Genomic DNA, 20,283 nt, shown 5'->3' with positions numbered 1-20,283 from the left:
CTCCGCAATGGCTATCCTGGTGGCCATGAGCACAAGCGAACGTCCGCGCAGGCGTGGCCGGCAGGCCGAGGCGGCGCGCAACGACCTGCGGCTGCTGGCCGCGGCCCGCGAGGTCTTCACCACCCTCGGCGCGGACGCCCCCGTCTCCGCGGTCGCCGAGCGCGCGGGCGTGGGCATCGCCACTCTGTACCGGCGCTACGGCACCAAAGAGGAACTGCTCCAGAAGCTCACGGTGTTGGCCGCCGATCAGTACTCGGCGGCGGCGCGTACCGCATTGGCCGCAAGCGATCCGTGGGAAGGGCTCGCCGGATACGTGCGGGACTGCGTCGCGTTCGGCCCGGGGTCGCTCGCACCGATAGCCGGGACCGTGCGGTTCACCGTCGAGATGGAGCAGGCGGGCCGCCGCTCGGACGAACTCGCCGAGTTGGTCGTCGCGCGCGCCCACGACGCGGGCGTGCTGCGCGCGGACGCCACGACCGTGGACGTGTTCCTCGTGATCGAGCAGTTCTCGCGCCGCCCGCCGGTGCCCACAGCCGAGGACCCGAACGCTCGTGAGCGCCTGGTCGCGCTCGTCCTGGACGGCCTGCGGGCCCGCCCGGACAACGCCGAGTTCCCGCTGCCCGGCCACGCGCCCAGCGCCGCGCGCTACGACGAACTGTGGAACGCGCCCTGAGGCCGGCGCGGCATCAAGAGAACGAGCCGCGGAACGAGCCATGGAACGAGCGATGGCACAAGCCGAGCCCGCGCTCGTTCGGTACGCCCGTCGGCCCCCACACCGGTGGCCACGCGGAAGCCGTCAGCGGACGGCCGCCTGGAAGGCGTCCAGCCAGGCCGGGAACCCGGTGAGGTCGTCGAGGACCACGTCCGCCCCGGCCGCGCGCAGGTCCGCCGCAGCGATCGGCCCGGTGGCCACGGCGACCGACGCCGCCCCGGCCGCACGGGCGCCCGCGATGTCGCCGAGGTGGTCGCCGACGTACACCGAGGCTCCGTGCTCGCGCAGGGCGGTCGCCTTGCCGTCGCTCCACAGGCCGCCCACCACGTCGTCGACGGCCAGGCCGAGGTGCCGTACGTGCACCTCCGCATTGCCGCGCGCCTTCGCGGTGACGACGATGACCCGCCCGCCGTGCCGGCGCACCGCGGCGATGGCCTCGCGCGCGCCCGGCAGCAGGATCGTGCCGGGCACGGCCAGTTCGGGGTAGATCTCGCGGTAGCGTGCGGCCAGCGGCACCACCTGGTCGGCGGGGAACCAGACGGCGATCTCCTGCTCCAGCGGCGGCCCGAGGCGCGACACCACGAGGTCGACGTCGATCGCCACGCCGGTCTCCTCCGCGAGGACCGCCCACGCCGCGCCGATGCCGACGCGCCCGTCGATCAGCGTCATGTCCAGGTCGAAACCCACCACCAAGTCGCCCATTCCAGGCACCATAGCGGGCCGCCCGGGAAAGCCCGCGGGCCCGGCCCGCGCAAGGGCGGCCCGGGGAAGGCCCGCAGGTCCGCCCCGACCGCCCTTCCACCTGAACCTGAAAACACACGCTCGAACGCACAGGGAGGGGACGGCCCCGGTGCCGTCCCCTCCCTTCTGCGAGCCGCCGTCAGTGCAGCGTGCCGCCGGTCGCGGGGGTGCGTCCGGCCCGCATGACGAACGCCAGGACGACGCTCACGAGGCCGACCGCGGCCATCGCCCAGAAGACGAGCGTCCAGCCCTCGTCGGTGTAGACCTGGGTGACGTCGATGGTCGTCGGCGGTCCGCCGGTCGGCGACGGCGCCGTGACCTGGTACGGGTGCGCCGACACGATCGCGGTGAGGAGCGCGGTGCCCACCGCGCTGCCGAAGGACTGGGTCAGGCCGAGCATGCTGGCCCCGATGCCCTGCTGCTCCTGCGGCACCGCCTCGACGATGAGGTTGTTCGCGGCGCCGTAGTACATGCCGAAGGCGATGCCGTACACGATGCTGATCAGCAGCAACTGCACCCAGCTTCCGTGCCACAGCGCGTACATGACCATGGTCGCGGTCATCAGGGTCATCGCCCAGATGTACGGTTCGCGCAGGCCGCGCCGCTTGCCCCACTCACCGGCGGCCGGGCCGGTGAACATGCCCGGGATCGCCTGCCACGCGGTGATGTGCACGGCCAGCGCCATGAGGCTGAAGCCGAGCGCGTACCCGAGGTCCCCGTCGAACACGAGCACCTGGCGCAGCGTGTCGGCGGAGGCTCCGGACTGGGCCGCGAAGCCCTGGACGACGCCGTTGTCGACGACCTCCTTGTCGATCTGCGCCATGTACGCGACGGCGTACGCCTGCACGCCGATGATCATGTTGGAGAACAGGCCGATGGCGAGCACGATCGAGACGCGCGGGGTGCGCAGCAGCTTCGGGTCCATGATCGGCTCGGGGGCGCGCAGCTCCCACCAGTAGAAGGCCACCAGCAGTGCGATGCCGCCGATCAGGTAGATGTACGCGGTGAACTCGCCCCAGCCCCACTGCTGCCCGTTGGACAGGTAGACCAGCGCGAGCGCCGCGCCCGCGCCGACCAGGATCGAGCCCAGCCAGTCCAGGTTCTGCTTGACCTTGAGCTTGGTCTCGGGGACCACGATCCAGAAGATCGGGATGAGGACCAGCATGTAGATCGTCAGGAACCAGAAGATCGAGCGCCAGCTCCAGTGGTCGGTCAGCCAGCCGGTGAGGAACGGCGAGGCGAGGGCGGAGACGCCGAAGCCGGTGGCGATGACGCCGATCGCGAGCGGCACGTACTTGCGCGGCATGAGGTCGCGGATGAGCCCGGCCGCGATGGCGGCCATGGCGAAGGCGGTGGCCTGGAGGCCGCGGCCGACCAGGAACATCGCCCAGCTCTCGGTGAGCGCGCAGATCAGCGAGCCGGCGAGGAAGGCGATGCTGCTGGCGAACAGCACGAGCTTCTTGCCGACCAGGTCGGCGAGCTTGCCGAGGATGGGCGTCGTGGCGCCGCCGACGAGGCCCAGGATGATGATCATCCAGCTCACGTTGTCGCCGGCCGTGGGGAAGTCCTGGCCGACCTTCTGCACCGCGGTGGAGACCATCGAGTACTGGAGCGGCACGACCTCGGAGAACAGCACGATCACCGCGAGCACGCTGAACACGCGGGCCTTCGAGGCGCCTTCGAGGCGGCCGGTGACGTCGTCGCCGGACGGGTCGTCCGCCACCGCGGTCTTGGCGGGTGGTTCGGGCGGGGGCGCGGCGGCCGAGCCGGACGCGGCGGGGGTCTCCCCCGGCGTCTCGGCCGGTGGCTCCTCCCCCGGCTTCCCAGTCGGCTTCTCGGTGTTGTCGGACACGCTTTTCCTCCCGAGCGGGCGGTGGCTGTACGGGTGGGCATGGCGAAGCAGACCGAGGGGACGACACGGCCTTGGGACGGAACCTGATCATCCGGTTCCGCAACGGGAGGCTTGTGTAACAGCAGCGCCGCACGATGTGAAGAGTGCCGCCGGGACCGCGGACGCGACCGAACCGGCGGTTGGCGCGCGGCAATTGACCAGGTCAACCATCGCGCGGACACCGTCCGTCACCGCAGGGCTGAGTGAAACCTGTTGCTCTTTTGACCGCAGCCCGCGAACCCCGGCCGGGCTCGGTTTCGAGCCGGGAAAAGGAAGATCACCCACGCGCCCGGACGTGCTGAAACGACCCGGCAAAACGGCAACGCGTTCTAGTACGCCGGGCCGCAGCTCTCACCCGGCCTCGGCGCCGCGCGCTACAGGCGCGGAGTGTCGAAGAAGTCCCCGGAGGTCAGGTCCCGGTAGAAGTCGCCGATCGCCTCGCCCGTCAGCGGCCGCGGCGAGAAGCCGTCGAAGTACGTCAGCGGCACGTGCACGGTCAGCAGCAGCGCCACCACCACGACGCCGAACTGCACGGACTTCAGCCCGACCTGGAAATCACCGAACCAGAACCAAAGAATGATCAGGAAATTAACCAGCAGCAGGAACGCCCAGCGCTCCCGGTCCCACCCCGCGAGCGTCGCCATGGCCGGGGCCAGCGCCGCCAGCACCGACATCACCAGCAGCTTCGCGGGACGGTTCCCCGCCCGCGCGAACAGCACCAGCGCGACGGCGATCAGGATGATGAGCGGCAGCAGATAGAGGAAGACGTCCTTCTGCGAGTACATCTTCCAACTGTCCTCCTGGGTCCGCGAGAACAGTTCGAGCGCGTCCCCCCGCACCGGGAAGTGCGCGTCCTCCAGCTTGCGCTGCAAGGCCAGCGAGGTGCCCGCCGAGGTCGGCTTCGCGGTCAGGATCAGCAGGCCGGTGGCGCACGCCGGAACCGCGGCGACGATCGTCCGGGACAGCGGCAGCGTACGCAGGCAGGCCACGAAGAACAGCGGCAGGACCGTCAGCGCGGTCAGCTCGTGCACGCACATCGCCAGGACCATCGTCAGCGACGCGGGGATCCACCAACCCCTGCCCAGCATCCACAGCGCGCCGAAGAGCAGCAGGTAGAGGACCTGGTCGAAGTACCCGACCTCGTGGAACAGGTAACCGCCGGTGGGCAGCAGGAAGAACGCCAGGATCAGGAACCGCCGCGCGGGCAGCCGCGTCACGACCGTCTGGTACACGAGCACGGACAGCAGGCCGGCCAGGATGAGGAACGAGAGCAGCGCGTACATGCGGTACCGGTAGCCGGCCGCGTCGGCGATCGGATCCATCAGCGTGCCTACCAGGAACCGGCGGTGGAACCCGTCCTGGAACGACACCGACTGGAGGGTCGCCGACCACGCGTTGGGCATCCGTATGCCGGTGTACGCGGCGACCAGCACACAGGCCAGCGCGGCCGACGTCATCGTCCAAATGTGCCGCCGTCCGAGCGGTTCCCGGACCTCGGCGGGCGGCACCTCGCCGCCTCCGCCGGACCGGGCCGCCGCCGTCTCTGGGTCGCTCGTTGCCGAGCGGGTTCGGCGAAGCACCAAGGACACGGATCTGACCTCGAATCAGGGGACCTGACGGAGTGGGCACATGAGCGGCCGGCCCGGGGCACAATAGCGTCCACGCAGCTCGGCGGCACATTTCGCGCCGGTCCGCGAACGCCTTGGTTCGCCGGATGGACGCCGTGCACAACTCTATCCGGTGGCCGTCGCCGGGGTCGGCGTCCGCGGCGCGGGCGGGACGCGCGCGTGCACCCGTCCGGGTGGGAGCACGTGCGCCCCGGCGCCGTACGGCGCACGATGGACTCCGGGCGCCCGTCCCCAAGTCGGCCGCGCCCGGGGAGGACGCCTGTGACACCGGGTGCGCAGCCGTGGGTCGACGAGCAGATGCTGGCGCTCCTGCTCGACGGGACGGCGGCCGGAGTGGGGGTTCTGGACCTCGATCTGCGGTACGCCTTCGTCAACGCCGCCCTGGCCCGCATGAACGGCGTCCCCGCGGAGGACCACATCGGCAGGCGGATCGCCGACGTGCTGCCCGGGTTCGACGCGGCCGAGGACGAGCTGCGGGCCCTGCTGCGCGACGGCCGCCCGCGCGAGATCACCACGAGCGGCCAGACCCGCGCGGACTCCCCGCACCCGACGCGCTACTGGTACGGCGTCTACCACCGCATGGAGCACGGCGGCCGGCCCGTGGGCATCGCGGCGGTCCTCGTCGAGGTGAGCGAGACGCAGCACGAGCACCACGAGCTGATCCGGGCCCGGGAGCGCCTGGAGGTCTTCGACGCCGCCATGCAGCGGATCGGCACGACCCTCGACATGGACACCACGTGCGTCGAACTGGCCGACTTCGCGCTGCCGCTGCTGGGCGACATGGTCGCGGTCGACGTCTTCCCCAAGGGACACGCCGAGATCGGACGCGGGGTCGTGCACGGGACCCTGCGGATGCACCGTGCGGCACTCGCGTACGTGCCCGCCCTGCGGCCGGTCGCGGAGGCCGTGCACCAGCCCGGCGGACCCATCGACTACCAGGAGGGGTCGGCCGTGCACCGGGGCCTGGCCTCGGGCGCGCCGGTCATGGACAACTTCGCGTCGCAGGAGTCGATGCTCCGCAACGCCCCGAACGTCGGGCGGCTCGGTCCCTACCTGGCCGCCGGGGTGCACTCCGGGCTGCTGGTGCCGCTGTCCGCGCGCGGCCACGCGATCGGAACGCTGACGGTGCTGCGGGCGGGCGACTCACCGGGGTTCTCGGCCCAGGACGTCGTGGCCGCACAGGAGCTTGCGGGACGCGCGGCGGTCGCCCTCGACAGCGCGGTGCACTACACGCACGAGCACGCGGTCGCGCTGGAGCTCCAGCAGGCGCTGCTGAACGAGCCGCGCGGCCCGCACGCGGACGTCGAGATCGCCTCGCGCTACCGGCCCGCCGGGGCGTCGGTGCTGGTCGGCGGCGACTGGTTCGACGCGATCGCGCTGCCGGGCGGGCGGACGCTCCAGGTGATGGGCGATGTCATGGGTCACGGCGTGGCCGCGGCCGTGGCGATGAGCCACTACCGGTCGATGCTGCGGGCGCTCGCGGCGGCCCATCTGCCGCCGCACGTCATCCTCGGCCGCCTGGACGAGATGATCGCCGCGGCCGGGTTCGAGCGGGCGGCCACGTGCCTGCTGGCCGTCGTCGACCCGGCCCAGGGCGCGTGCACCGTGGCCAACGCGGGGCACCTGCCGCCCGCGGCGATCCTGGAGCAGGGCGTACGCCTGCTGGACGTCCCGGCGGGCCCGCCGCTCGGCACCGGGGTCGGCGGCTACGAGTCGGTGGTGATCCCGTCGTGGCCGGGCCCGGTACTCCTGCTGTACACCGACGGACTGGTCGAACGCCGCGGCGAGGACATCGACGCGTCCCTGGCCCGCCTCACCGCCCTCCGCCTCCCGCGAGACGCGTCCCTCGACCTGCTCGTGGACACGATCCTCGACGAGCTCGGCTCCGGCGCCGAGGACGACATCGCCCTGATGGCTTCGAGAATCCGCCCGGAGGCCTGGCCCCCCGACCGACCGCTTCCCCCGCGACGTCGCAGAAGGCCGGAGGGTGGGTGAGGGAAAGGAGAGAGGGGGTGAGCGTGACCGCGTGAGGGGTGTGGGGGTGTGGGGTGAGGGGGTGGGGTGAGCGCGTGCGGGGCAGCGCGTGAGGGGGCCAGCGCGTGCGGGGCAGCGCGTACGGGGGCAGTGCGTGCGGGGCTCAGCGCGTGAGGGTGACCGTGTGAGGGGTGAGGGGTGAGCGCGTCCGGGGGGCAGCGCGTGCGGGGGTCAGCACGTGAGGTGGGCTTGATGCGTTTTGACAGCCACCGTGTGAGGGGTGAGGGGTGAGCGCGCGGGGCGTGCCCGCGTGAGGGTGGCTGCGGGAGGGCTGAGGGCTGCCGGGCGGGCGCGGGGGTGACCGCGCGCAGCGGGGTGAGGTGTGACTGCGGGAGTTGCCTGACCGCGTGAGCGGGAGACCACGTGCGCGGTGAGTACGTGAGCAAATGACCGCGACCGGCGGGTGAGCTCGGGGGCGGCGCTTCTTGCGCCCGGGTGCACGGCCTGGGCCGAGTGCGGGAGCCGGGAAGGGCGTGACCTGGGAGGGCGCTTCTGGTCCGCCGTCACTCACACATCGGCTCCTTGCGCAAGGGCGCCCGGGGCGAACTCCCCTCCCCCTTGCTGTGCTTCGCGCGCCCCCTGGGGATGGCTTGGCGGACGGCCTCGGCGCGGACAGAGTTGTGGTGCGCTTTGGACTGCTGTCGCGTGGGTCTTCCGGGGGGAGTGATCGGGTGAGCGGCTGGTGGCGGGTTTGGGGGCGGGGGCGGGGGCGAGATCGCGCGGCGGAGGCGGTCGCGGACGGGGTGGCGTCCGGGCACGAGCTCTTCGGCGGGGACCTGAAGGTCGACCACGCGTACTACCGGCACAGCGCGGCCCATCTGGAGCTGACGCTTCTCGATACGTTCCGGCAACTCCCGCGGCTGGTGGCGCAGTCCGTGCGTCTCGCCTGGCAGGCGGATCGCGGCGCGATGGTCATGGTGGCGGCCGCGGAACTCGGGCAGGGCCTGACCGGCGCGTTCAGTCTGCTGGCCACCAACCAGGTCCTGGTCGGGCTGTTCGCGCAGGGGCCGACGCCCGACCGGGTGCGCAACGCCCTGCCCGCACTCGTCGCCGTCGCCATCTCCGGCGCCCTGACGGCTCTGCTGCACGCGCTGTCGACCGTCGCCGCGGGCCGCCTCGAACCGAAGGTCGAACGCGCCGCCGAGGTCACACTCATGACCAAGGTCGCGCGCGTGGAGATGCGCACCCTGGAGGACGGCGACTTCAAACGCCTACTCCAGTCGGCCGGGTGGGGAACCGACGCGTCCCGCCGGATGATCGGGCACAGCGTCGGCATCGTGAACGCGCTGATCTCCCTCGCCGCGGCGAGCGCGGTGCTGACCGTGCTGCACCCGATCCTCCTGCCTCTCCTGATCCTCATCACGCTCCCCCAGGCCTGGGGTGCGGTACGGGACGCCCGCCGCCGCTACCGCTCGACCCAGGCCTGGATCGACCACGGACGCCAGCAGCACGAACTGGCGTGGCACCTCAAGGACCGCAACTCCGCGCAGGAAGTCCGCGTGCACGGGGTCGGGGCGTACCTGCTGCACCATTACCGCCGCATGGCCGCCGCCCGGGAGGCTGAGGAGACGCGGCTCGCCCGGGCGGAGGCCGTCACGGGGCTCACGTCGTCGTCACTGTCCGGCCTCGCGTCGCTGCTGACGTACGCGGTCCTGGCCTGGCTCGTGCTCTCGGGGCGCACCGACCTCGCAGCGTCCGGCACCGCGGTCCTGGCCATCCGCACCGGCACCGGCGGCCTGTCGCGCCTGGTCACCGAGGTCCAGGCGACGTACCGGCAGAGCCTCTACCTGGCCGACTACGAACGCGCCTGCCAACTGTGCGACGAACACGCGATCCCCGAAGGGGGCGTCCCCGTCTCGGCGTTCCCGTCCCGGATCTCCGTCGAGAACGTCTCCTACACCTACCCCGACCGCGAGAAGCCCGCGATCGACGGCGTCTCGCTGACTCTGGACCGCGGTGAAATCATCGCCCTGGTGGGCGAGAACGGCTCCGGCAAGACCACCCTCGCCAAGCTCATCGCCGGTCTGTACCGCCCCGACGACGGCCGCATCCTGTGGGACGGCACCGACGACAACGACCTCAACCGGGACGACCTCTTCTCCCAAGTCGCCCTGGTATCACAGTCGTTCACCGAGTGGCCGTTCACCGCCGCCGCCAACGTCGCCATCGGGCGTCCCCGCTCGTCGCCCGAGCGACCGGGCCTCACGACGCCCCGCGCGGCGTACCCCGACGCCCGCCTCAGCTCGGCGGCCGAGTACGCCGAGGCCGACAGTGTCATCGACGAACTCCCCAAGGGCTGGGGGACGTTGCTGGACCGCTCGTACGTCGGCGGCGTGGCGTTGTCCGGCGGCCAGTGGCAGCGCCTCGTTCTGGCCCGCGCCCGCTACCGCGACGCGGCCCTGATCATCGCGGACGAACCCACCTCGGCCCTCGACGCCCGCTCCGAGATAGCCGCGTTCTCGAAGATCCGCTCCCTCGCCGACGCCGGGCAGACCGTCATCCTGATCACGCACCGCCTGGCCAGCACCCGCCTGGCCGACAAGATCTACGTCCTCGACCACGGCCGCCTCATCGAACACGGCACCCACACGACCCTGATGGACGCCAATGGCCCCTACGCCGACATGTACACCCTCCAGGCCGCCCAGTACGGCCGCGACGCAACGAAGGCCGACGACGGCGCACCGCTTGACACGGTCTGACAACGGGACCCGGGACGTGCGGTCGGCGGGTGACGCCACGCGACGAGGGCGCGGCCGAAAGGCGGAATTTCGTCGTGTTGCACGGCCGGGTGCCGGGTGTGGGCGTACGGCGTCCTCATGCTTCCGGTGATGCCTCACGTCACTGTCTCGTCGGAAGGGCGCCGGATGGGACTCGCCAAGCGGATCACCGCCAAGGGGGCGGCCGTCGCGCTCGTGACCGGGATCGCCCTGGCGCCCGGCGCGGCGCAGGCCGGTCACGGCGGTGCGGACGGGAACGGCTACGGCGATGGAGGCGATGAGGAGCTGCGGCGGCAGCTGGTCGAGCTGACCGCACGGCCGGACGGCCCGCCCGGCGTGATCGCGGTGCTGCACGAGGACGGGCGCAGCAAGGTCTACCGGGCCGGGGTGTCCGAGGTGGGCACGACGCGTCCGCCCACACCGCACGACTTCATGCGGCTGGCGAGTGCGTCGAAGGCGTACAGCGGCGCGGTGGCGCTGTCGCTCGTCCGCTGTGGCCTGTTGGACCTCGACGACACCCTCGCCGAACGCCTGCCGCAACTGCCCGCCGCCTGGGGAGCGGTGACGCTGCGTCAGTTGCTCAACCACACCAGCGGCCTGCCCGACTTCAGCGACGCCGAGTCGTTCCGCTCCGTCATCCGGGCCGATCCGCACCACGTGTTCGACTCACGGCGCCTATTGGACTTCGTGGCCGACAAGCCGCTCAACTTCCCGGCGGGCGGCCGCTACCAGTACTCGAACTCCGACAACATCGCCGTCGCGCTGATGGCCGAGGCGGCGACCGGGCAGTCGTACCAAGACCTCCTCGCCACCCAGGTGTTCCGCCCTCTGGACCTGCGCCGCACCAGCCTGCCGTCCGGGTTCGAGATGCACGAGCCGTACATCCACGGCTACTTCGTCGACCCGCCCGACGCGCCCGAGGACGTCAGCGAGTTGTTCGGCATGTCGGGCGTGTGGGCGTCCGGCGCGGTCACGTCGACGCCGGCGGAAACCGGCGACTTCATGCGTGCGTGGGCGAGCGGACGACTGGCCGGTCCCGCGGAGTACGCGCAGCAGACCGCGTTCGTCGGCGGCGGCGCGTCCGAGCCGGCGGGCCCCGGGCACAACGACGCCGGTTTGGGCATCTTCCGCTACACGACCCGCTGCGGCGTGGTGTACGGGCATACCGGCAACACCGCCGGATACACCCAGTTGGCGGCGTCCACGCCCGACGGTCGGCGCTCGCTGACGTTCTCGGTCAGCGTCCAGGTCAACAAGACGGCCGATCCGGTGCTGTTGGAGCGGCTGCGGGCCGTGCAGGAGGACTTCGTCTGCGCGCTGCTGCGCGACTGAGCGGATCGCGGGGCACCGCGGGCGCCGGATGCCCTGAGTAGCGCTGGACTCAAGGGGGTTCGGTCGCTCGCGTCCACACCGGTCAAGGGCGCAGCAGGCCTGTGAGCACGCCTGTCACGATGCGGGTGAAGAGTTGCTCCACCGGCTCCGGTTCCGCGCTCTGGTCGGCGAACGCGGCGGCCAGGTAAGGGTGTTCGCCCGCGGCGGCGACGTGGGTGAGGTACGCGGCCTGGGCCTGCTGCCACTCCGGGATCGTCCGGCCGCCGCGGGCCTGGGCGACCTCGGTGCGCGCCAGCGCCGCCACGACCGCGCTCAGTACCGCGATGGCCTCCAGTTTGTCGCGGGTCGGGACGTCGACCTCCGCGACGGCGGCGAGGGCGTGTTCGAGGTAGGCGACGGTGCTGGGGCCGAGCGGTGTCCGGGTCGCGGTCGCGTCGAGCAGCCAGGGGTGGTCGAGGGTGACGCGGCGGGTCTCGCGGGCCAGCGCGAGCAGGTCGGCGAGCCAGTCTCCGGTGCGCTCGGGGAGGCGGATCCCGGCGTGTGCGCGGTCGACCATGAGTTCGACGAGTTCCTCGCGGGTGGCGATGTAGCGGTACAGCGAGGCCGGGCCGGCTCCGAGCGCGTCCGCGACGGCCCGCATGGTGACCGCGGCGAGGCCCTGGGCGTCAGCGAGCGCGATACCGGCCGCGGCCAGGGCGTCCCTGTCGTAGCCGGGCGCCGGGCCGCGCGAGGCGCGTTCGGGGCGGAGCCAGATGCTGTCGGCGGCGGCCACGGCGACCTTCCCCTTTCTGCGAACGGCGTATGCAGTAGGGTACTGTGCAATAACTGCGAACAACGATCGCAGTTATTGACCGGGTGGACCGCCGACCCCCGGGAAGGGAGACCACCATGACCACGGCCGCCACCGACGGCTCCGGGCAGACCGACACGCCGGTCCCGCCGATCCCCCGCACCTGGACCGCGACGCAGTACGCCCGCAACGGCGGCGTCGACATCGCGTACGACCGCCTCGAAGGCTCGCGCGGCGAACCGCTGCTCCTCGTCATGGGCCTCGCCACCGCGCGCTTCTGGTGGCCGGACGGGCTGAGCAACGCGTTCGCCGATGCCGGGTTCGAGGTCGTCCGCTACGACCAGCGCGACGCCGGCGAGTCGACGCGGATGCCGGAGACCAAGACCGGAAACCCCTTCAAGGCGCTGTTCGGCAAGCGCGGCGAGGCATACACCTCGGAGGACATGACCGACGACGCGGTCGCGGTGATGGACGAACTCGGCTGGGAGCGCGCGCACATCTTCGGGCACTCGATGGGCGGGCTCATCGCGCAGCGGGTCGCGCTGCGGCACCCCGACCGCGTGCTCAGCGTCACCTCGTCGGCCGCGGTGCCGAGCGACGTGGCGGGGCTGCGGGTGCTGCGCTACCTGCGGTTCGGGCTGCTGGCGAAGCTGGCGCGCACCAAGTTCCCGGACGGCCGCGAGGGCGACATCGAAGCCTCGCTCGCGGTGTGGCGCGGGGTCGCGTCGCCGGGCCACCCGTTCGACGAGGAGGCCGCCCGCGCGTGGGTGGAGGCCGAGGTCGACAGCGGGCCGCGCGACAAGAAGGCGCAGAGCCGCCAGATCGGCGCCCAGTGGCACGGCGCCAAACTGTCCGAACTGCGCCACCCGACCCTGGTGTTGCACGGCGAGGAGGACCCGATCCTGAAGGTGCGGGCCGCCCACGCCACACACAAGCTGGTACGCGGCTCCCGCCTCGTCACCCTCCCGGGCGTCGGCCACGACCTCCCGGCGGCACTGTGGAACGACGTCGCCGGGGAGGTCGCAGCCCTGGCCGCACGCGCCGCCCAACCACGCACCTGACGCCCCGCGCCCTCACCACCGATCAGGATCCGCACCCGCCGACTGTGCGGGAACAACCCCCACCCACGCGGCCGCCGTCCGACCGTTCGCCTCCGGCGCGGGCGGAGAGGGAAGGGCGGACAGCAGGGGCAAAAGGACGACGACGCGCGCACTCCAAGTGGCGGCCTCGACAGCAGCGGGCGCTCCACATGCTCTTCCGCGTCACCCATCGCCCCGGCCGTTGCACGAGCAGATCGCCGCCTCAAGGGCGGCGAGCAAGGGGAGAGGCATGACGCGGAAGGGCGAGTCGGAGAGCGAGAGCGGAACGGGAGCGGGGAGCCCGAGCGGAGGGGGCACAGAGCGGAACGGGGGCGGGGAGCGGGAGCGGAGAGGGTGGAGCGGGAGCGGAGGATCGGAGCGTGGTTGGGGGCGGCAGAGCACGGGGGCGGGGGCCTGGCACGCGGATCGCGGCGGCGTAACTCAACGCCTTCGTCCAACTCCTGCGGGTCGGCGCATTGTTCGGTGATGACGAGCGAGGCGTTCGGACACCGCGAGACCCGAGGAGATGCGTACCGCATGAGGATCCTGCCGGGGGCGGGCGGCGTCGGGTCAGGGCCCGCAACTCCCCTGCGGTCAGGAGGAGTTGCGGGCCCCGGTGGCACGGTTCACGCGTCCGACATTCGACCCGTCAGCCTACGTGCCCGCTCGGGGTGTACGGCGGCGTCGGAGGCGCGGCAGGCGCGGTCGGCACCGCGCGGCGCCCGGCACCGGGCAGCTTGCCCGGCCACCAGTTGCGGTGCCCCAGCAGGACCATCAGCGAGGGCAGCACCACGATGCGCACCACGATCGCGTCGATCAGGACCGCGGCCGCGAGGCCGACGCCCATCTGCTTCATGTCCAGCATGCTGAGCGTCGCGAAGACCGCGAACACCGACACCATGACGATCGCCGCGCTGGTGATGACACCGGCCGAGGACGTGATGCCGCGTTCGACCGCGTCCCGGGTGCTGAGCCCACTCGCCGCCGCCTCGCGGATCCGGCTGACGACGAACACGTGGTAGTCCATCGACAGGCCGAACAGCACCACGAAGAGGAACAGCGGCAGCCACGAGATCACCGCGCCGTTGGACTGGAAGTCCAGGATGCCTTCCGCCCACTGGTTCTGGAACACGACGACCAGCAGGCCGAACGCCGCGAGCGCGGACAGCAGGTTGATCGCGATGGCGCTGAGCGCGATGACCACGGACCGGAAGGTGAAGGCCATCATCACGAACGTCAGCAGCAGCACGAAGGTGATGACGAGCGGCAGCTTGTCCATGACGTGCTCGGCGTAGTCGCGGTTCTCCGCGGTCTCGCCCGCGACCGCGGACTCGGCGCCCTCCACGGTGCCGACGGTGGACGGCAGGATCTCGTCGCGCAGTTCGGTGAGCGCGTCCTTGGCGTTGCTGCTGTTGCTGCCGTAGGGCGAGGTCACCTGGACCGAGAAGGCCCGGCCGTCGGCGGAGGTCTTGACGTCCGTGCGCTCGTCCTTCACGAACAGCGGGTTGTCGTGGATGCGGGCGACGGCGTCGTCCAGCGCGGCGCGGGTCGCGGCCTCCTTGCCCGCGGGGGCCAGGACCACGATGTCGGTCGCCGCGTGCTCGCTCGGGAACGCGGCGGTCATGCGGTCGTACGTCTGCATCAGCGGCATCTCGCGCGGGAAGTCGTCGAACGAGGTCTGCTGGAGCTTCATCCCGAACGCCGGCAGGGCGAGCAGGCCGAGCGCGACGACCGAGATGCCGAGCGTGCGGCGCGGGTGGTTCAGCGCGGGGCGCAGCAGGGCCTTCCAGACGCGCGGCTCGCGGTCCTCGCGGGCGGTGAGGCGCCACAGGACGGGGACGCGCGGTCGGTCGATCTTGTTGCCGAGCTTGGCGAGCAGCGCGGGCAGCACGGTCAGCGATCCGCCGCAGGCGACGATGACGACGATGATCCCGGCGGTGGCGAGGCCGGAGAAGATCGCGTCGCCCGCGACGTACATCCCGGCCATCGAGACGGCGACCGCGACGGCCGAGACGACGACGGCGTGCCCGGAGGTCGCGGCGGCGATCTCGATGGCGTCGAGTCGGCCGCGGCCCTTGGCGCGTTCCTCGCGTTCGCGGCGCACGTAGAAGAGGGAGTAGTCCACGCCGACCGCCATGCCCATCATCATGATGATGCTGGACGCGGTGCCGGGGTCGGGGAAGACCGCGGAGGCGAGGCCGTACAGCCCGACCGAGGCGCCGACGGCGGTGATCGCGAGGACGACCGGGACGGCGGCGGCGATCAGCGCGCCGAAGGCGACCATCAGGATGACCAGGGTGACGGGCAGGCTGAACAGCTCGGCCTGGCCGAGGTCCTTGCCGATCTGTTCCTCGATGGCCTTGGCGCCGGTTCCGTCGCCGATCTGCTCGACGCGCAGGTCCGGGAACTCCTTGGCGACCGACTTGGTGGCCTTGACGAGCGACCCGATGTGGTCGGTGGCCTTGTCGGGGTCGCCGGCCAGGTCGACGGGGACCAGGTACGCGCCGCCGTCCGCGGACACGAGCGTGGTGCCGACGGACGCGACGTGCTCGGCGCCCTTGGCCCGCTCGGCGGCCAGCGCGGCGGCGCGCTCGGCCTCGGCCTTGTCGAGGCTGCCGTCCTTGGCGGTGATGAGGATGTTCTCGGTGGCGGGCGGGACCAGCCCGTATTCGCGGGCGATGTCCCCGGCCCGGCCGGCCTCGCCGACACCCAGGTCGCTGTTGGTGGCCTTCTCGGTGCCGGCGATGCCGCCGACCACGAGGCAGGCCACGACGAGCGCGACCCAGATGCCGATGGCGCGCCACGGGTTGGCGGCGCTCCAGCGGGCGACCCGCACGGTGGCGGGCTTCTTGCGGGTCCGCTGCCGCGGTACTTCGTACGGCCGTTGCTGCGGCGTTCCGTGCGGGCTCATGCCGACCCCGTCCCCTCGTCCATTCGTGGTCCCCGGCGTGTGCGATGCGTGCGATCTGTGCGTGTTCCTCGACGTGTCGTCCACGGATTCGAGTCTGTTCGCGGGTCGGGCGGCGGACATTGCCTCCAGCCGCCGGTCGGGGTGGGGCTAGACCCACTGTTGGGCGCTGCCTGGACCCACCTGGTGCGCCGACCGCGAACGTTCGCCGGTTCTCGGCGAGAACCGGCGAACGTTCGCGGTCACCGCACCAGTGACCTGGAAGGGGGTTGAATCGGTACAGATGGCACTGCGGCCTCCGTGGGCGGGGCCGGGATGGGAGTGGCGATGACCGCCGACCGGCACGGACAGCCGATGACGGAGACGGGCGACGAGGCCGCGGGGCACCTCGAACGGGCCCTGGACGCCCTGGTGTTCTTCCGCCCGGAGGTCGGCCGCGAGACGTCCGCGGCGGTGGCGGCCGCGCCGCGTTCGCCGCTGGCGCAGGTGTTCTCCGCGTACCTGGGCCTGCTGGGCACCGAAGAGTCGGACGCCGCCGAGGCGCGCGAACGGTTCGGGCGCTTCCGCGCCGGGCTGGACCGGGCAGCGTCCACCCCGCGCGAGCTGGCGCACGTGGATGCGGCGTCGGCGTGGTTGGACGGCGACTTCCACACCGCCGGGCGGCTGCTGGGCGACCTGGTGGTGGCGCACCCGCACGACCTGCTGGCGCTCGCGGTGGGCCACCAGATCGACTTCTTCACCGGCGACGCGGGGCGGCTGCGCGACCGGGTCGGCGGCGCGCTGTCCGCGTGGGACGAGCAAGACCCGCACCACGGGCCGCTGTTGGGGATGTACGCGTTCGGCCTGGAGGAGTCTGGGCACTACGACCGGTCCGAACAGGTCGGGCTGGCCGCGGTCGAGGCGAATCCGCGCGACGTGTGGGGCATCCACGCCGTGGTGCACACGTACGAGATGCAGGGGCGTTTCGCGGAGGGCATCGCCTACCTCGACGCGCGGACCGACGATTGGTCGAGCGGCAACTACCTGAACGTGCACAACTGGTGGCACTACGCGCTGTACGCGATCGAGTCCGGCGACGCGGCGCGCGCGCTGGCCGTCTACGACGCGGCGCTGCACAACGAGGAGTCCGAGGGCCTGGCGATGGAACTCCTGGACGCCTCCGCGCTGTTGTGGCGGCTGCTGTTGGCCGGGGAGGACGAGTCCGAGCGGTGGTCGAAGCTGGCGGACGCGTGGGCGGCGCGCCGGGACGGCCCGTTCTACGCGTTCAACGACGTGCACGCGGTGATGGCCTACCTGGGCGCGGGCCGGGTCGCGGAGGCCGAGGCGCTGGTCCGCGACCGGCAGGCGTGGCTCGCGACGCCGCACCCGGGGGTGTCGAACCACGCGATGACCGAGGACGTCGGGGTGCCGGTGTGCCGGGCCCTGATCGCGTACGCGCAGGGGCGGTACGACCAGGCGACGGACCTGCTGCTGCCGCTGCGGACCCGGCTCAACACGTACGGCGGCAGCCACGCGCAGCGCGACGCCGTGCAGAAGACGCTGCTGGAGGCCGCGATCCGGGCCGGGCGGGACGACGTGGCGCGGACGCTGCTGAGCGAGCGCATCGGGGTGCGGCCGAGCAGCCCGTACAACTGGCTGACCCGGGCCCGGCTCGCCGAGCGGCTGGGCCGGGCGGCCGAGGCCGCAGCGGCGCGCGACCGGGCCGGGAAGCTGGCGGCCGGAGAGGCGCCGGACCCCGGCGCGAAGTACTAGACATGGTCAACTAAATCTGCCAGGGTGCGATCATGAGCACTCCCACTCAGCCGGACCAAACGGCAGGCGCACCCGTCGCTTTCGTCACCGGCGGCAGCCGGGGCATCGGCCGCTGCGGCGCCCTGGCCCTCGCACGGGCCGGGTACGACGTGGTGCTGACCGCGCGCACCCTCCGCGAGGGCGAGGGCCGCACCGGACCGACCACGTCCAGCGGCCCGCAGGAATCGGTCGCCGTCCCGGGCAGCCTGGAGACCACCGCGCGCGAGGTCGAGGCGCTCGGCCGCCGCGCGCTGCCGCTGCGCATGGACCTGATGGACCAGGACTCGATCGCCGCGGCGTGCGACGCGGCCCTCGACGCGTGGGGGCGCGTCGACGTGCTGTTCAACAACGCCATCTACCAGGGCCCGGGCGCCATGGACCGGCTCCTGGACCTGCCGCTCGACGCCGCGCAGAACATGCTGACCGGCAACTACCTGCACCAACTGGTGCTGATCAAGAAGCTGGTGCCGCACCTGCTGCGGCAGGAGCGGTCGTACGTCATCAACATGACGTCCGGCTCGGCCACGCTCAACCCGCCGGGGCCCGCGGGCGCGGGCGGGTGGGGTGTCGCGTACGCGGCCTCCAAGGCGGCGTTCGCGCGCGTCGCGGGGGTTCTGCACGCGGAGTACCGGGACCAGGGCCTGCGCGCGTACAACGTCGACCCCGGGCACATCATCACCGAGGCGCAGAAGGCCCGCGGTTCGGCGAAGCACCTGAGCGCGCACTTCCGCAGCGCCCCGGCCGAGGTGCCGGGCGAGGTGATCGGATGGCTCGCGTCGTCGCCCGACGCGGACGCGTACTGCGGCGAGATCGTGCGCGCGCAGAAGGTGTGCAAGGACCTCGGGCTGGTTCCCGGCTGGCCGCCGCCGCGGCCGAGCGGCCAGGAGGCGGCCGAAGTCGTCAACTGAACCAGGTCGTTTCCTGCGGATCCCGTTGCCGCAAAGCTGATTTGCGACGGATCCCCTCCCCTCGCCTGCCCTTCACCCGCCCGCCTCCCGGAATCTGTGTACACGTGTTCCGGTTCTCGGTACGGTGTCACGGCGTCCGAGGGAGGGGGTCCCGATGTTGTCGCGCGACCGTACGCCACGAGGGCCTGCCGACCCCCGGCGCCGCGAGCGGGTCATCGCCGCCACCGAGGAAGTCCTGCTCGAACACGGCCTCGACGGCCTGACGCACCGCGCGGTCGCCCGGCAGGCCGGGGTGCCGCTGGGTTCCACGACGTACTACTTCGCGACCATCGACGACCTGCGCTACGTCGCGCTGCAACGCGTCGTGCGCCGCTACGTCGCGTGGATGCACGAATGGGCCGAGTCGCTGGGCGACATCGGCCCGGAAGGGCTCGCGGACGCCATCGCGGACCTCATCGTCTTCGCGCACGCCGGGTACCAGCGGCAGGTCGTGGTCGACTTCGAGCTGACCGTCGCGGCCATGCGCCACCCGGAACTGCGCGAACTCGCGACGGTCTACTCGACCGCCACCGCCGCGATGCTCGCCCGCCGCACCACGCCCGCCCAGGCGATGGCGCTGACCGCGGCGATGGACGGCATCTCGATGCTCGGGCTCGTCTCCCCCGAGCCGCTGCGCACCGACGACATCCGGGCGGCGTTCCGGGCGATCCTGGTCCCCGGGGCGGACGCCGGGCGGGAGGCCGAGTGACCCTCCAGCAGCTTCGCTATCTGCTGGCGGTGGTCGAACACGGGGGCATGACCGCCGCGGCGAACGCCTTGTTCGTGGACCAGTCCGCACTCTCGCGCGCCCTGCAATCGCTCGAACGGGAGCTGCGCACCGAGTTGTTCGTCCGCGGCGGGCGCGGCGTCGTGCCGACCGCCGAGGGCGCGCGCATAGCCCACCTCGCCAAGCGCATCCTGAGCGGGGTGCGGGCGATCGAGGACACCTTCCAGCCCGAGGACGAGACCGGCAGCGGCGGACGGCTGGTCGTGGGGGCCACCCAGAGCCTGGCGATCGAGCTGATCAGCCACATTCTCCCGGCGTTCCGCACCCGGCACCCGGACATCGCCGCCGACGCGTGCCCGTACGAGGGGCCCGACCTGGCCGTCGAGGCGATGCGCAAGGGCGAGGTCGACATCGTGCTGGTCGACCTGCCGGTCCCGGCCGACCTGCGGGTGCAGCCGCTGCACCACCACGAGATCGTGCTCGTGTCGCCACCGGGGGCACGGCTGCCCGACCCGGTGCCGTGGCAGGCCCTGCACGGCGCCGACATGATCCTGCCGACCCCGGGCAGCGTTCGCCGCCGGCAGTTCGAGCAGTGGTTCACCCGGCACGAGGTGCGGCCGCGCGTGGTCATGGAGACGGACGAACGCGGCGCCTGGGTCGCCTGCGTCGCCGCGGGCCACGGTTCGGTGCTGTGGTACCGCGACCTGGCCCACCGCTTCGCCCCCTCCGTCGCCGTACGCTCCCTGTCGCCGCCGCTGGTGCGTACGGTCGCCCTGGTGTGGACCCGCCGCCCGCTGTCCCCGGAGGCGCGCCTGCTGTGCGCGTACGCGCAGGCGCGGGGGGTGGAGGAGACGGAGTACATCTGAGGAGGGACGGGAGCGGCGTGGTCGGGCCGGGTAGCACGCGCTGAACCGTCGCCGCCTCCAGATACGCGTTGTTCGGCCACGGGACGGGGCGGGGCCGAGGCGAAAGGTGGGGCTGCT

General features: G+C 72.2%; 14 protein-coding genes. 9 read left to right on the top strand and 5 right to left on the bottom strand.

Going from position 1 to position 20,283, the window contains the following annotated elements; translation table 11 throughout:
- The first annotated feature begins 25 nt into the window (after positions 1–25).
- Entirely contained in the window at positions 26–673 is a 648-nt protein-coding gene (locus tag ACRX5S_RS01710) for a TetR/AcrR family transcriptional regulator (RefSeq protein ID WP_436770856.1), read from the top strand.
- Positions 674–796: 123 nt separating this feature from the next.
- Here the strand turns inward: ACRX5S_RS01710 and ACRX5S_RS01705 are convergent, their stop codons facing one another.
- From ACRX5S_RS01705 to ACRX5S_RS01695, 3 genes are all read right to left on the bottom strand, one after another.
- Positions 797–1,414 (bottom strand): HAD family hydrolase, encoded by a 618-nt coding sequence (locus tag ACRX5S_RS01705; RefSeq protein WP_436770855.1) that lies wholly within the window; start codon positions 1,412–1,414, stop codon positions 797–799.
- A gap of 178 nt (positions 1,415–1,592) precedes the next feature.
- Entirely contained in the window at positions 1,593–3,305 is a 1,713-nt protein-coding gene (locus tag ACRX5S_RS01700; protein ID WP_436770854.1) for an MFS transporter, read from the bottom strand.
- A gap of 413 nt (positions 3,306–3,718) precedes the next feature.
- Positions 3,719–4,801 carry a hypothetical protein gene (locus ACRX5S_RS01695; RefSeq protein WP_436770853.1) on the bottom strand — a complete coding sequence of 361 codons (1,083 nt, stop codon included), beginning with the start codon at positions 4,799–4,801 and terminating at the stop codon, positions 3,719–3,721.
- Positions 4,802–5,233: 432 nt separating this feature from the next.
- Between ACRX5S_RS01695 and ACRX5S_RS01690 the strand changes: the two genes are divergently transcribed.
- From ACRX5S_RS01690 to ACRX5S_RS01680, 3 genes are all read left to right on the top strand, one after another.
- Positions 5,234–6,967 carry a SpoIIE family protein phosphatase gene (locus tag ACRX5S_RS01690; protein ID WP_436770852.1) on the top strand — a complete coding sequence of 578 codons (1,734 nt, stop codon included), beginning with the start codon at positions 5,234–5,236 and terminating at the stop codon, positions 6,965–6,967.
- Positions 6,968–7,677: 710 nt separating this feature from the next.
- A complete protein-coding gene (locus tag ACRX5S_RS01685; RefSeq protein ID WP_436770851.1) occupies positions 7,678–9,708 on the top strand; it encodes an ATP-binding cassette domain-containing protein in 2,031 nt (676 codons plus the stop codon).
- Positions 9,709–9,837: 129 nt separating this feature from the next.
- Complete coding sequence (locus tag ACRX5S_RS01680; RefSeq protein ID WP_436770850.1) at positions 9,838–11,058, top strand: serine hydrolase domain-containing protein; 1,221 nt, start codon at positions 9,838–9,840, stop codon at positions 11,056–11,058.
- 82 nt (positions 11,059–11,140) lie between these two features.
- Here the strand turns inward: ACRX5S_RS01680 and ACRX5S_RS01675 are convergent, their stop codons facing one another.
- On the bottom strand, positions 11,141–11,830 hold the full coding sequence (locus ACRX5S_RS01675; protein ID WP_436770849.1) for a TetR/AcrR family transcriptional regulator: 690 nt from the start codon (positions 11,828–11,830) through the stop codon (positions 11,141–11,143).
- A gap of 116 nt (positions 11,831–11,946) precedes the next feature.
- Between ACRX5S_RS01675 and ACRX5S_RS01670 the strand changes: the two genes are divergently transcribed.
- Positions 11,947–12,909 (top strand): alpha/beta fold hydrolase, encoded by a 963-nt coding sequence (locus ACRX5S_RS01670; protein ID WP_436770848.1) that lies wholly within the window; start codon positions 11,947–11,949, stop codon positions 12,907–12,909.
- A gap of 667 nt (positions 12,910–13,576) precedes the next feature.
- Here the strand turns inward: ACRX5S_RS01670 and ACRX5S_RS01665 are convergent.
- A complete protein-coding gene (locus ACRX5S_RS01665) occupies positions 13,577–15,838 on the bottom strand; it encodes an MMPL family transporter (RefSeq protein ID WP_436770847.1) in 2,262 nt (753 codons plus the stop codon).
- 324 nt (positions 15,839–16,162) lie between these two features.
- On the opposite strand from ACRX5S_RS01665, the gene ACRX5S_RS01660 reads away from it, so the two are divergent.
- From ACRX5S_RS01660 to ACRX5S_RS01645, 4 genes are all read left to right on the top strand, one after another.
- The gene (locus ACRX5S_RS01660; protein WP_436770846.1) at positions 16,163–17,587 is read left to right on the top strand and encodes a tetratricopeptide repeat protein; all 1,425 of its coding nucleotides are present in this window, start codon (positions 16,163–16,165) and stop codon (positions 17,585–17,587) included.
- 32 nt (positions 17,588–17,619) lie between these two features.
- Positions 17,620–18,534 carry an SDR family NAD(P)-dependent oxidoreductase gene (locus ACRX5S_RS01655; RefSeq protein ID WP_436770845.1) on the top strand — a complete coding sequence of 305 codons (915 nt, stop codon included), beginning with the start codon at positions 17,620–17,622 and terminating at the stop codon, positions 18,532–18,534.
- A 154-nt stretch (positions 18,535–18,688) separates the two neighbouring features.
- On the top strand, positions 18,689–19,282 hold the full coding sequence (locus ACRX5S_RS01650; protein WP_436770844.1) for a TetR/AcrR family transcriptional regulator: 594 nt from the start codon (positions 18,689–18,691) through the stop codon (positions 19,280–19,282).
- Positions 19,279–20,166, top strand: coding sequence for a LysR family transcriptional regulator (locus ACRX5S_RS01645; RefSeq protein ID WP_436770843.1), 888 nt, complete (start codon positions 19,279–19,281; stop codon positions 20,164–20,166). The genes ACRX5S_RS01650 and ACRX5S_RS01645 overlap by 4 nt, the downstream gene beginning before the upstream one ends.
- Positions 20,167–20,283 lie beyond the last annotated feature (117 nt).

This window comes from Yinghuangia sp. YIM S09857, from assembly GCF_051388915.1.
GTDB lineage: Bacteria > Actinomycetota > Actinomycetes > Streptomycetales > Streptomycetaceae > Yinghuangia.
The sequence above is the reverse complement of the archived record's forward strand: the minus strand, read 5'-3'. Positions and strand labels throughout refer to the sequence as shown.